9 protein-coding genes are annotated in these 13,488 nt (G+C 71.6%); 6 read left to right on the top strand and 3 right to left on the bottom strand.

From position 1 onward, the window contains the following. Nucleotides 1-191 precede the first annotated feature (191 nt). From DFQ15_RS14735 to imuA, 3 genes are read right to left on the bottom strand one after another with little or no spacing between them, the layout of a single operon-like run. Complete coding sequence (locus DFQ15_RS14735) at nt 192-3,677, bottom strand: error-prone DNA polymerase (protein ID WP_110466705.1); 3,486 nt, start codon at nt 3,675-3,677, stop codon at nt 192-194. Continuing rightward, nucleotides 3,670-5,604: a DNA polymerase Y family protein gene (locus tag DFQ15_RS14730; RefSeq protein WP_146228768.1), complete on the bottom strand. Its 1,935-nt coding sequence runs from the start codon at nt 5,602-5,604 to the stop codon at nt 3,670-3,672. Before DFQ15_RS14730 ends, DFQ15_RS14735 begins: the two co-directional genes overlap by 8 nt. Next, nucleotides 5,573-6,538, bottom strand: a complete 966-nt coding sequence (gene imuA / locus DFQ15_RS14725; protein WP_110466703.1) for a translesion DNA synthesis-associated protein ImuA — start codon at nt 6,536-6,538, stop codon at nt 5,573-5,575. The genes DFQ15_RS14730 and imuA overlap by 32 nt, the downstream gene beginning before the upstream one ends. 277 nt (nt 6,539-6,815) lie before the next feature. Between imuA and DFQ15_RS14720 the strand changes: the two genes are divergently transcribed. From DFQ15_RS14720 to DFQ15_RS14695, 6 genes are all read left to right on the top strand, one after another. Then, nucleotides 6,816-7,286: a helix-turn-helix domain-containing protein gene (locus tag DFQ15_RS14720; protein WP_110466702.1), complete on the top strand. Its 471-nt coding sequence runs from the start codon at nt 6,816-6,818 to the stop codon at nt 7,284-7,286. An 85-nt stretch (nt 7,287-7,371) separates the two neighbouring features. Then, a complete protein-coding gene (locus DFQ15_RS14715; RefSeq protein ID WP_199399891.1) occupies nt 7,372-9,231 on the top strand; it encodes an ABC transporter ATP-binding protein in 1,860 nt (619 codons plus the stop codon). Nucleotides 9,232-9,309: 78 nt separating this feature from the next. Continuing rightward, nucleotides 9,310-10,776 carry a DUF2868 domain-containing protein gene (locus tag DFQ15_RS14710; protein WP_233504535.1) on the top strand — a complete coding sequence of 489 codons (1,467 nt, stop codon included), beginning with the start codon at nt 9,310-9,312 and terminating at the stop codon, nt 10,774-10,776. 11 nt (nt 10,777-10,787) lie between these two features. Further along, nucleotides 10,788-12,191, top strand: coding sequence for a GTPase/DUF3482 domain-containing protein (locus DFQ15_RS14705; RefSeq protein ID WP_110466700.1), 1,404 nt, complete (start codon nt 10,788-10,790; stop codon nt 12,189-12,191). Between the two features lie 93 nt (nt 12,192-12,284). Beyond that, nucleotides 12,285-12,938 (top strand): CDP-alcohol phosphatidyltransferase family protein, encoded by a 654-nt coding sequence (locus tag DFQ15_RS14700; RefSeq protein ID WP_110466699.1) that lies wholly within the window; start codon nt 12,285-12,287, stop codon nt 12,936-12,938. Between the two features lie 22 nt (nt 12,939-12,960). Then, the gene (locus DFQ15_RS14695) at nt 12,961-13,488 is read left to right on the top strand and encodes a DUF2937 family protein (protein WP_110466698.1); all 528 of its coding nucleotides are present in this window, start codon (nt 12,961-12,963) and stop codon (nt 13,486-13,488) included.

Genomic DNA, 13,488 nt, shown 5'->3' with positions numbered 1-13,488 from the left:
CCTGATCTGGTCATCTTTGTAGTTTCCTGGACTTGGAAACTCATGGATAACCATTCGTCAACTTAGTTCGGCTTATTTTTGAGACACCACACTAGCGAGCAACCCGGGTGTGCCGTGAGGAGCGAGGACGTACGGCAGAACGGCGCAGACCAAACCGTTCGATCGGACAGCGCAGCAGGTTCTTTTCTCTCTCAATGGAAATCCCGGCTGCGCGAAATCGCGTTGTCGGGCATGGCCAGCAGCGGCGTCATGTCCTTCATCCGGCGCGCCAGCAGGTGGCGCACCTGGCCGCCGCTTTCCTTGTCGCGTTGCCAGACGCCTTCCACCGCCAGCAGACGGGCCTTCAGCAGCGGCTCGCGCTGCTCTTCCACCAGGTCCTTCCAGACGATGACGTTGACGATGCCCGTCTCGTCCTCCAGGGTGACGAACATCGTGCCCTTGGCGGTCGGCGGGCGCTGGCGCATGGTGACGATGCCGCAGGCGCGCACCGTCCGGCCGTGCGGCAGCGGCGCCAGTTGCCGGGCGGTGAGCAGACGGCGGCGGCCCAGGTAGTCGCGCAGCAGCGCCAAGGGGTGGCGGCGCAGGCTCAGGCCCAGCGCGGCGTAGTCGCCGGCGATTTCCTCGGCCTCCTGCGCGGCCGGCAGTTCCAGCCGGCCTTCGTGGATCGGCACGCCGCGCAGCAGCGCGGGCGACAGCCGTTGCGCGGTGGCCTCCCAGACCTGCTGGCGCCGGTGGCCGGCCAGCGACCGCAGGGCATCGGCCGCGGCCAGCGCCCGCATGTCGTGGCCGTCCAGCTGCGCACGCAGGGCCAGGTCTTCGACGCTGGCGAAAGGCGCTTCGGCCCGCGCCGCCACGATGCGCCGCATCGCCGCGTCGGACAAGCTGGCGATGCGGCGCAGCCCCAGGCGCACCGCGGGCTGGGCCAGGCGCAGCGGCTGCGGCACGGTGGTGCCGGGCCAGACGGTTTCGCCGGGCGCGGCGCGAGCCGGCAGGCCGAGGCCCACCGCGGGACGCTCGGCATCGGTGGGCGGCATCCGCGTGGCGTTGCCGCCCGCGCGCCGGCCGCCGGGATCGCCGTCGTGCACCGGATGCGCCTGCCGCTCCAGCGACGAATGGACGACGCTCACCGTCACGTCCACCGGCCGCACCTCCACCCCGTGGCGGCGCGCGTCCTGCACCAGCTGCGAGGGCGAGTAGAAGCCCATCGGCTGCGCATCGAGCATGCCGGCCAGGAAGGCCGCCGGCTCGTAGCACTTGAGCCAGCAGCTGAAGTACACCAGCAGCGCGAAGCTGGCCGCATGGCTCTCGGGGAAACCGTATTCGCCGAAGCCCTTGATCTGCTCGAAGATGCCCTCGGCGAACGCCAGCGGGTAGCCGCGGCGGGTCATGCCCTCGACCAATGGCTCCTTGAAGCGGTGCACCCCGGCGCTGCGCTTCCAGGCGGCCATCGAGCGGCGCAGCGCATCGGCCTGGTCGGCGCTGAAGCCGGCCGCGTCCATCGAGAGTTGCATCACCTGTTCCTGGAAAATCGGCACGCCCAGGGTGCGGCCCAGCGCGCTGCGCAGCTCGTCCTTGATGTACCTGATGTCCTTCTCGTCGCGCCGGTCCTGCCGCGCCTGCAGGTAGGGATGCACCATCTTTCCCTGGATCGGCCCGGGCCGCACGATCGCCACCTCGACCACCAGGTCGTAGAACTCGCGCGGCCGCAGCCGCGGCAGCATCGACATCTGGGCCCGGCTCTCGACCTGGAACACGCCGATGGTGTCGGCGGTGCAGATCATGTCGTAGACCTCCGACTGCTCGGTCGGGATATCGTGCAGGCCCCAGGCCGTGCCGCGCCAGGCGTTGCGGAATTCCAGCCCGCGCCGCAGCGCGCTCAGCATGCCGAGCGCCAGCACGTCGACCTTCATCAGGCCCACCGCCTCCAGGTCGCGCTTTTCCCACTGGATGATCGAGCGGCCCTCCATGCTGGCGGCCTCCACCGGCACCAGCCGCGTCAGCGGCCCGTCGGTCAGCACGAAGCCGCCGACATGCTGGCTCAGGTGGCGCGGAAAGTCGCGCAGTTGCGCCGTCAGCTCCACCCACAGCGCGAGCAACGCGGGCGATTCGCGCACGCCGCAGCGGGCCATGGCCTCCTCCATCCTCTGCTCCAGGATGCCGGCGTCGAACCAGTAGTGGTCCTTGGCGAAGTCGTCGACCAGGGCCGGGTGCACGCCCAGCGCGGCGCCCACGTCGCGGATCGCCATGCGGGAGCGGTAGCGGACCACCACCGCCGCGATGGCAGCGCGCTCGCGGCCGTATTTTTCGTAGATGTACTGGATCACCTCCTCGCGGCGCTGGTGCTCGAAATCGACGTCGATGTCGGGCGGCTCGTCGCGCTCCCTGCTGATGAAGCGCTCGAACAGCAGGTTGCCCAGGTCGGGCGGCACTTCGGTGATGCCCAGGCAATAACAGACGACCGAGTTGGCGGCCGAGCCGCGGCCCTGGCAGAGGATGCGCCGGCTGCGGGCGAAGCGCACGATGTCCTCCACCGTCAGGAAATACATCTCGTAATTTTTGAAGGCGATCAGATCCAGCTCGTGTTCGATCTGCCGGCGCACCTTTTCGGTCTCGCCCTGCGGGAACCGGCGCCGCACGCCCTCCTCCACCAGCCGCCGCAGCGCCTGGGCCGGCGTCATCCCCGCCGGCACGCTCTCCTGGGGATAGCGATAAGCGATCTGCGACAGGTCGAAGCTGCAGCGCGCCGCCAATTCCACGGTGCGGGCGAGCAGCTCCGGCGGATAGAGCCGCGCCAGCCGTTCGCGCGGCCGCAGGTGGCGCTCTGCGTGGGCCTGCAGCGCGAAGCCGCATTCGGCGACGGTGCGGCCCTCGCGCACCGCGGTGATCACGTCCTGCAGACGCTTGCGCTTGCGCACGTCCATGTGCACGTCGCCCGCCGCGACCAGCGGCATGCCGTGCCGCGCGCCGGCCTTCTGCAGCGCGGCCAGCCACAGGTCGTCGTCCAGGTCCTGCAGCAGTTCCACCACCAACCACAAATCGGAGCCGAATTGGCCTCTGGCCGTTGCCAATCGACGACCTATAGCTATTGAATCTATAGCATCGCCCGGGGTGCGGGCCGGGATGAAGAGCCGCTCGCAGCCCGCCAGCAGCGACCAGTCGGTGGCGGCGTCCAGCAGATAGCCGCCCTTCTCGGCGGCCATGCGGGCGGCGGTGATGAACTGGCACAGGCCGCCCCAGCCGTCCAGGTCGCGCGCGATCGCGACCAGCCGGCCGCCGCAGGGCAGTCGGAACTCGCTGCCGAAGAGCAACCGGAACGGCGCATGCGGCGGCACCGGCGTATCGGGACAGGCCTTGCGCCAGGCCTCGTCGTGGTCCTTCTGCATCTGCCGCAGGCCGTCCCACATCCGCACCACGCCGGCGACCGAGCATTCGTCGGTCAAGGCCATGCCGTCGTAGCCGAGGCGCAGCGCCTGCTCCACCAGCTCCTCGGGATGCGCCGCGCCGCGCAGGAAGCTGAAGTTGGAGATGCAGTGCAGCTCCACATAGGCCGGTAGCCGGTGGCGCTCGGGCGGCTCCGGCGCATCGCCGGCGGCGTGCCCGGGCCGGCGCTGCGGCAGCCTCGGAAACCGCAGCACCGGGGCCGGGCGGCCCTGCAGGGGAATTTCGCGCTCAGGCATAGAGACCGTGCAGGAACCAGGCCGCAGGCGCCGCAGCGCTGGACGCGCGCCCCTCGGCCGATGCCGCCGAAGCACTGGCGACTGCCGAAACGGCAGCGCCGTGCGGCCGTTCGCAGAACACCCAGACCAGCCCGGCCGACGGGCTCTCGGCGATGTAGTAGTCGCGCACCGCCGGCGCCGGCTGGCCTGCATCGGCGGCCGCCGGGGGCGCCCACCAGCCGGTCTCCATCCGCTGCGGGCCGGCCAGCATCCGCAGCCGGCCGCGGTAGCAGGGACCGTCGTCCTGCAGCTCCAGCCGTACCGGGCGCGCAAGCAGCCAGGGCGGGTAGAGGGCGTCGGGCTGGAGGACGGCCGGGCGGGCGGGTTTGGACGCGCTCCTGGGTTTGCTGCCGATCGCGGCACCGGCCGTGCTCGTGCTGTTGCCACTTCCGTTGCTGGTGCTGGTGCTGGTGCTGGTGCTGGTGCTGGTGCTGCCGCTGCGCGCATGGCCTGCCGGATCGCTCTTGCCTAGGCCGGATCGCTTCTCGAAAATGCCGCCGGCGTCGGATTGCGCCGCCCGCCGCTCTTCCCGCGCCTCGGCCTCCGGCACCCCGTCGATCGACATTCGGCCGGCCGGTGCAGACTCGGCGAGCCCGTCGTCGTCGTCGTCCGGAGCTGCGTACCCCGCCTCGCCCGCCATCGGCTTCTGCCGGCGCGGCAGGCCGGTGGCGGCGGGGACACCCGTGCCGGGGACGACCGTGGGCGCGCCGAAAGCTGCCACCAGCGCGCCGATGCGGCCCTGCGCCGGCTCCCAGCGCTGCATCGCCTCGGGCCGGTGGTCGGCCTGGGCGACCGGGGTGAGCACGCTGCCGGCACCCAGCCGCTCCGACAAGCGCTCGACCAGCTCGTGCAACTTGTCGCCCTTGCGGCTGTCGTCGGGCAGGAAGGTGGTGCTGGCGCCTGCCAGGGGCGCCGTCTCCAGGCTGCGCAGCCGCAGCCAGCTGGCGGGCGCCGACATGCGGGTGCGGCCCAGCCGCTCGCCCAGCAGCCGCTTCAGGTGGGCCATGTCCTGCACCGGCTCGGCGGTGCGCACCACCAGCGATTCGTGGGGCGGCAGGTCGATGCCGTCGACCCGCCGCAGGTCCAGCGTCCATTGCAGCTCGACCGCCAGCACCCCGCGCTGCCGGCCGCGCAGCCAGATCTGCAGATCGGCCAGCAGCCCGGCCGCGGCCCACATCAGCTCGCCCGCGGAGTGGGCCAGGGCGCGCAGCTCCACCTTGCGGTCGAAGGATTCGGGCAGCGCCAGCCAGCGGTAGCCGTCGGGGACCAGGCCCCAGGCCCGGTCGAGCGCCTGCCGCAGCGGCGTGCCGAAGCGCCGCGACACTCCGGCCCGCGGCAGCGCCGCCACGTCGCCCCAGGTGCGGCAGCCCATGCGCTCCAGGATGAAGAGATGCGGCCGGGCGGCGCTGAGCGTGTGCAGCGGCAGGGCGGCCGGCATGTCCGCCGTGGGGCGTTGGCCCTGCATGAACAGCCGCAACCGGCCCAGCGCTATCAAACTAGTAGCACCTTGTCCGCACAGGACACCGGCCGGAGCCGGATTTCGCTTGCGAATCTCGGCCAGCAGCCCGAGCCGCCCGCCCCAGATGCGCTCGCAGGCCGAGACCTCCAGCAGCAGCGCCTCGTCCACCCAGGCGGCATGGGGCGTGAACTGCAGCGCCCACCAGCCGAGGGCTTGCGCAGAAGGCGGCTCCGCAGTGGCCTTGACCGGGGATGCAGATGCCGAAGCAGCCGCCGAGGCCAGGGCCGAAGCCGGGGCAGGAGCGACAGCCGGAGCCGGAGCATAGGATGGCGAAGGCGACGACGAAAGCGCAGGGCCGCCTCCCCCCGGCGCCTTCGGAGCCGCGCCCGCACCGGCGTCAGGCGGCCACTGCAGCGCGAGCCAGTGCATCGCCCTCTCCCCTTGCCGCATCGGTCGTCCCGGTGTCGCCTGCCGGGCCGTCGCCCGTCCGGACCGGTGGACAGGGAGCCGGTGGCGGCGGCCGGCCCGGTGCGGCCGGCGGCACGGCGGCCCGCACCCGGAGGGCGGCCGCCACCCCCGACACGCCTCCCTGGAAATCCAGCCGCACCACCTTGGCCGTGGACGGCGGCGATGCGGGCGGTGCAGCCACCGCCGCCGGCGACGGCCCCTGCCAGCGCTGGCCCAGCCGGCTGGCGGCGATCAGCGCGGAGAGGCGCGGCGGATGGGCCGGCACCTGTACCGGCCGCTCCAGCGGCGGGCCGCGCCGCTTGAGGATGTGCAGTTCCAGTGCGCTGCCGTGTTCGCCCGCGGCTTCCACCCGGATCCGCAGCCGGGCCGGCGCCGAGCTGCCCGCCGCCTCGGCCGGCCGGAACACCCACAGCAGCGCGTCGTGCTGGGCCGCCGCCAGCTGCAGCCGCCGCAGTTCGGCCGGCCGCGCCTGCGGCAGCCAGGCCAGCACCGCGGCCACGTCGGCACAGCGCAGCGCCTGCTCGCAGGCCCAGAGGCGTGCCGCCGCGGCCTGGCTGCGCACCCACAACAGCTGCGCCGGCGGCAGGCCCTGCGCCGCCAGCGCCGGCCCGAAAGGCAGGTGCGGCGCCCCCACCAGCAGCACCGGCCGGCGCCGCGCCGACACCGCCGGCCCCAGCGCCGGCAGCAGCAGCGGCCATGCGAAGGTTTCGGGGCCGGCGTGCAGGATCTCGGTCATCGCGCCCACCGGCCACCCGCCGCCGGGCAGGACCGCATCCAGCGCCGCGAAGCCGCTGGCGCTGACGCCGGTGTGCGAGGCGCTCAGTTCGTCGGCGCACCAGACGTCGTCCCGTACGAGGGGCTGGAGCGCAAGGCTGATGGTCGCGAGGACGGGCATGGGGAAGTTGGCACACAAACATTCGGTGGGCCAAGAATACTGTAATTTCATACAGTCATCCACATATGACTGTTTTTTCGTCCAGCTTTTCTGGCTCCCTTCCCGGCTACCAGAACGATCCGGGGCCGGCGCGCTCTCAGGATCGTGGCGCTTGCATTCGGCATTCTTCAGCCTGGTCCCAGGTCTCCGGCACGCAAAATCCGATTCGTTTGTTTCGAATTTCGTTTATTTCGATTAAAATTGCGGTTTGCAATTGCATTCAAGCCAGGAGCCCACCATGACCAGCACGACAACCCACGCAAAGGTGACCTTGCCTGCTGCAGGGGAAGTGAAGGCGGCCGTGCAAGGGCAAAGGGCTTTGGCCGCATATCTGGCGACTGGCTTCGAAACTCAGCAGATCCAGATCTTTGACGATCACAAGCAGGCCCACCTAGTGGAGTTGCCTACTTCGGCTTTGCGACTGCTGGTAGACATATTGGCCGAATTGGCTGATGGCAATGCGGTCAAGGTCGTGCCCGTGCACGCCGAACTTACGACGCAAGAAGCGGCCGATCTGCTCAACGTCTCCCGCCCGCATCTGGTCAAAATGCTCGAACAGGGGGTGCTGCCGTTCCAGCGCGCCGGCAAGCACAGGCGCGTCAAATTCGCTGACCTGATGCAATACAAGGATGCGCGCGACAAGGCCAGCACCGATGCCATGGCCGAACTCACCCGTCAGTCCCAGGAACTGCGCATGGGCTACGAATGAGGCATTCCCCGTTTACTGTCGTCTATGGTGGAATTGCGCCTCGACGCCCTCGCCCCTTTTCTCCCTTTCCGCCCCGGAGTCCTGTTTGTTCCGATATTTCGAAGACCGCCTCGCCCCGTTCCCCGACACCGTTCCCACCCTGCCGCCGACGGGCCTTGTCGCCTTCATGTGGTCCTGCCTGAAGGGGCTGCGGGGGGCGGTGCTGCTGATGGTGCTGCTGACGGCGGCCATCTCGGCTTTCGAGGCGGTGCTCTTCGCGCTGCTCGGCCGCATGGTCGACTGGCTGGGCCAGGTGGAGCCGGCGCGGCTCTGGACGGAGCACGGCACGCTGCTCGGCGGCATCGCGGCGCTGGTCGCGGGCAGTGTGCTGCTGGTGGGGCTGCAGACGCTGGTCAAGCACCAGACGATCGCGGTCAACTTCCCGATGCGGATGCGCTGGAACTTCCACCGGACGATGCTCGACCAGAGCATGGTCTTCTACCAGGACGAGTTCGCCGGCCGCATCACCACCAAGGTGATGCAGACCGCGCTGTCGGTGCGCGACATCGTGTTCCTGATGACCGACATGGTGGTGTCGGTAGGCGTGTACTTCGTCGCCATCGTGGCTCTGGTGGCCGCCTTCGACCTGCGGCTGGTGCTGCCGCTGGTGGTCTGGGCGGCGGTCTATGCGGCGGTGTGCGTCTGGTTCGTGCCGCGGCTGGGCGCGGTGGGCCGGGCCCAGGCCGATGCCCGCTCGCTGATGACCGGCCGGGTGACCGATGCCTACACCAACATCGCCACCGTCAAGCTGTTCTCCCACGGCGGGCGCGAGGCCGGCTTCGCGCGCGACGCGATGCGCGAGTTCATCTCCACCGGCCATGCGCAGATGCGCCTGGTGAGCGCCTTCGAGACGATCAACCGGGCGCTCTCGATGGGCCTGCTGCTGGGCGTCTGCGGCCTGTCGCTCCGGCTCTGGTCGCAGGGCCAGCTGGGCATCGGCGCGGTGGCCGCCGGCACCGCCATGGCGATGCGGCTGACCGCGATGTCGCAGTGGGTGATGTGGCAAATCTCGGGCCTGTTCGAGCAGATCGGAACGGTGCAGGACGGCATGGCGATGCTGGCCAGGCGCCGCACCGTGCTCGACCTGCCGAACGCGCCCGCGCTGGTGGTGCCGCGCGGCGAGGTGCGCTTCGACGCGATCACCTTCGGCTACGGCGGCAAGCGCAACGTGATCGACCAGCTGACGCTGACGGTGCGCCCGGGCGAGAAGATCGGGCCGGTCGGGCGCTCGGGTGCCGGCAAGTCGACCCTGGTCAACCTGCTGCTGCGCTTCTACGACCTGGACGGCGGCCGCATCCTGATCGACGGACAGGACATCGCCGGCGTTACCCAGGACAGCCTGCGCAAGCATATCGGCATGGTGACGCAGGACACCTCGCTGCTGCACCGCTCGGTGCGCGACAACATCACCTACGGCCGTCCCGACGCCGACGAGGCCGCCCTGCACCTGGCCGCCGAGCGCGCCGAGGCGACCGATTTCATCGACGAGCTGGTCGATCCGCAGGGCCGTGCCGGCTACGAGGCGCATGTGGGCGAGCGCGGCGTGAAGCTCTCGGGCGGCCAGCGCCAGCGCATCGCCATCGCCCGGGTGATGCTCAAGGACGCGCCGATTCTGTTGCTGGACGAGGCCACCAGCGCGCTGGATTCGGAAGTCGAGGCCGCGATCCAGGCGAGCCTCTACCGCCTGATGGAAGGCAAGACGGTGATCGCCATCGCCCACCGCCTCTCGACTATCGCCGCGATGGACCGGCTGGTGGTGCTGGACCAGGGCCGCATCGTGGAGGAAGGCGACCATCACACGCTGCTGGCCCGCGGCGGCGTGTATGCCCGGCTCTGGGCCCACCAGAGCGGCGGCTTCCTGGGCGAGGCGACCGACGACGCGGTCGAAGAGGCCGTGCCGGCATGACGACCCGGCCCGCCCCGCGGGCGGCCTGCGCCGCGGGCCCGGGCACAGGCCGGGCCGACCTTTCCTTGGCCTGCTCTCATGGGCGCCCGGTCGATGCAGGCGGCCGCTGATTCCGTCCGTACTGCGCCCGCAGGCTCGGCGACCGCCCGGCCGTCGCTGCAGGCCGCCCTGCTCACCGAGGCAATGCGCTGCGCCGAGCTGGCCGGCCCGCTCGACGATGCCGACGTACTGCGCACCGCCCGGGCCGCAGCGCCCGACGGCCCCGGCCGCCTGCAGGTGCGTGCCCGGCTGCTGGCCGAACGGCTGGGCCTTCCCCCGCTGATCGACCGGGCGCGCGCCTGGTCCAGCGTGCTGCTGCTGGCGATCGCGGCGCTGGTGCTGGTCGCGGGGCTGGGCCTGGCCGACCGGGTGCTGGGCGGTGGCGGCAACCGGCAGATCAACGTGATGGCGGCGCTGGCGGGGCTGCTGGGGCTGCACGCCCTGACGCTGCTGGCCTGGGTGGGCAGCGTGTTGTTCGCGCCCGGTGCCTTCCGGCTCTCGCTCGGCGGCCTGTGGCTGCTGCTGACCGCCCGGGTGGCCGGCGGCCGGCAGGGCCAGGGGCCGCTGCTGCTGCAGGCCGCATGGCAGTCGCTGGCGCGTGCGCGCCTGTTGCCCTGGGCGCTGGGCCTGGCCAGCCACGCGGTCTGGACGCTGGCGTTCGCCGTGGCGCTGGCGTGGCTGCTGTTCGCCCTGGCCTTCCACCGCTACACCCTCGCGTGGGAGACCACGATCCTGTCGCCCGGCTTCTTCGTGCGCAGCGTGCAGGCGCTGGGCTGGCTGCCGTCGCAGCTCGGATTTCCGATGCCCGATGCCGCGACGGTGCTGGCCGCGACGTCCGCCCCGCCGGCCACCGACCCGGCCGGCCAGCGCACCTGGGCGCTGTGGCTCACCGGCTGCCTGGTGGTCTACGGTTTGCTGCCGCGGCTGCTGCTGGTGACGCTGTGCACCGCCGTGTGGCGCGCCCGGCGGGGTGGGCTGCAGCCCGATCTTTCCGATCCCTACTACCGGCAGGTGCTGGCGCGCTTCGATGCGCTGGCGCCCTCCCGCGTCGTGGAGGCCGACCCGGGCCGGCCGGTGCAGGCGGCACCGCAGGCGCTGCCGCCGGCCGAGGTGGCCGACCTGCTGCTGGTTGTCGGCTTCGAGTTGCCACCCGAGGCGCCCTGGCCGCCCGCCGGCCTGCCGCGGGGCGCGGAAGCGCTCGCGGTCGATGGCAGCGTCGCCCAGCGCAACGCCCTGCTCGACCGGCTGGCCCTGCTGCGGCCGCGCCGTGTGCTGGTCGCCTGCGACGCCTCCGCCAGCCCCGACCGCGGCACCGAGCGCTTCCTGCGCGCGGTGGCCGGTCATTGCGGGGCACTGCAGCTCTGGCTGGTGCCGCCGGCGGATACCGACCCCGCCCGTTCGGCCGCCGCGGCCGGCCGCTGGCAGGCCTGGCTGAGGGACTGCGGGCTGATGCAGATCGCTGCGCACGGCGGCACCTTGGCCGAGGTGCTGGAGCGAACGCAATGACATCGCCTGCGATGGCCCCCGCTTCCGTACCGGGCAGCGAGCCGATCCGCATCGCCGTGGTGGGCCATACCAACGCTGGCAAGACATCGCTGCTGCGCACCCTCTCGCGCCGGATCGATTTCGGCGAGGTGTCCGACCGGCCGGGCACCACCCGGCATGTCGAATCGATCGACCTGCGCGCCGACGGCCGTGCCGCGGTGCGCTTCTTCGACACGCCCGGCATCGAGGACGCGGTGGCGCTGCAGGAGCATCTGCACCTGCCGTCGATGGCACCGGCCGACGCACTGCCCGCCGAGCGGGTCCGCCGCTTTCTGGCCGGCCCCGAGGCGCACGGCGTGTTCGAGCAGGAGGCGAAGGTCCTGCGCACCTTGCTCGGCGCCGACGCGGCCTTCCTGGTGATCGACGTCCGCGCACCGGTGTTGCCCAAGTACCGTGCCGAGATCGCGCTGCTCCACGCCTGCGCCCGGCCGGTGCTGCCGGTGCTGAACTTCGTGCGCGACGGTGCCGGCCGCGAGGCCGACTGGCGCGCGCTGCTGGCCGATGCCGGCCTGCACGCGGTGGTGCGATTCGACGCCACCGCGCCCTTCACCGGCGCCGAGCGCGACCTCTACCAGGACCTGGGCACGCTGCTGCCGACGCACCGCGTCACGCTGCAGCGGGTGGTCCAGGCGCTGGGTACCGAGGCCGAGGCACGGCAGGGGGCGGCCCTCCGCGAGATAGCGTCGCTGCTGGTCCGCTGCACAGCCTTGCGCCGCAGCGTGCCCGACGCCTCCGCCGCGGCGATGCGATCGGCGGCCGATGCCTTGCAGGCCGAGGTGCGGCAGGCCGCCCGGCACTGCATCGACACGCTGCTGGCGCTCCACGGTTTTCGTGCGGACGATGCCGACGAAGCGCCGCTCCCGCACCTGGAGGGCCGTTGGGAGATGGACCTGTTCAGCCCCGAGGCCTTGAAGGCGGCCGGGCTGCGCCTGGGTGCCGGCACCGCGGCCGGTGCCGTGGTGGGCGTGGTGACCGACATCGCGCTGGCGGGCCTGTCGCTGGGTGCCGGCGCTGCGCTGGGCGGCGCGATCGGCGGCGCGGTGTCGCAGGGCTGGGGGCCGCTGGGCCGCAAGGTCTGGAACCGGGCGCGCGGCGTGCGGGAACTGACGGTCGACGACGCTGCGCTGGCGCTGCTGGTGCGGTGGCAGCGGGTGCTGTTGCAGGCGCTGGAGCGGCGCGGCCATGCCGATCCGCAGCGGTTGCAGACATCGTCTCTGCCCTACGACACGGCGGCGGGCAGCGCCATGGCCGCGTTGCGGGCCGCCCATCCGGCCCGCAGCCACCCGGATTGGGCCGACCTGCGCAGCGCCGACCCGGCGCGGCAGGCGCTGGTGAAGGCCGTGGCCCACGCGCTCCGGGCCGGACAGTCCGGCTGACGGTCCACACCGGCATCGTCGGCCTGCGACTACACCGCCCGTCGGATCGATGCGCTAAGGTGACGCTCTTGTCCTTTCTGCCGGAGTGCCTCCATGAACCCGCCTTCCTCCCCGACCGGTGCACGGCCTGCAGAGCGCAAGCATTTCTCTATGATCCGCGGCTTCCACCTGGCCGATTTCTTCACCCTGGGCAATGCGGCCTGCGGCGTGGCGGGCGTATTCCTGGCGATGGCCTATATGGCCAGCCGGTCGGTGACGCAGTTCCTCTGGGCGGCGGCGCTGGCGCCGGCGGCCTTCGTGTTCGACGTGTTCGACGGCCGCATCGCCCGCTGGCGGCAGACCCATTCCTCGCTCGGCCGCGAGCTGGATTCGCTGGCCGACATCATCTCCTTCGGCGTGATGCCGGCGGCCCTCGGCTTCGCCGCGGGCCTCGACGGCGGCTGGGACTGCCTGCTGCTGATCTACTTCGTCTGCTGCGGCGTGAGCCGGCTGGCCCGCTACAACGTGACGGCCGAGGCCCTCTCCGAAGGCGCCGACAAGGTGAAGTATTTCGAGGGCACCCCGATCCCCACCAGCGTGGCCCTGGTCGGCCTCCTGGCGCTGGCCGCCTGGCAGGGCCGGATCGGCGATGCGCTGTGGGGCGGTGCCTGGATGCTCGGCCCGTGGCAGCTGCATCCGCTCTCGTTCGTCTTCGGCCTGTCGGGCAGCCTGATGATCAGCAAGACGCTGCGCATCCCCAAGTTCTGACACCGCCCGCGGCGCCCGCACCATGCTCTACCGCTACCTGCTGTTGGTCCTGGCCGGCACCGCGCTTCTGCTGGGCATCCAGATCCCGAACTTCGTCGACCAGTACCAGAAGCGAGTCGATGCGCACCTGGTCGAGGTCGAGACCAACCTGCGCGGCTTCCAGCAGATCGCCGACCGCTTCGACAAGGGCTCGCTCGACGCGCTGATCGCCCGCCACGAGGCCAGCAACGACCCGGCCTTCCGCGCCGAGGCGGTGCCGCTGCGCGACATGGTCGAGCGCCGTGCCGCCTTCCGGGCCGAAGCGCTGGCCCTGCAAGCGCCGATGCCGCAACAGGTGGTGCATCTGGCGCTGCGCGGCAACCGGCCGCTGATCGCCGAGACCCGCGCCGCCTACAGCTTCAACATCCCGTTGACCCGCGACGCGGTGCTGGCCGGCGCGGTGTCGGCCCTGGCCGTGGTGCTGGTGCTGGAACTGCTGAGCTGGCCTGTGCGCCGTGCTCGCCGAAGCGGCGTGCCGGTGCGCGGCACCTCCCGGCTGCGCGACCTGTAG

The sequence above is a fragment of the Xylophilus ampelinus genome, assembly GCF_003217575.1.
Classification (GTDB): Bacteria; Pseudomonadota; Gammaproteobacteria; order Burkholderiales; family Burkholderiaceae_C; genus Xylophilus; species Xylophilus ampelinus.
Note: the sequence above shows the minus strand (reverse complement) of the source record. Positions and strands in the feature narration are given on the sequence as shown.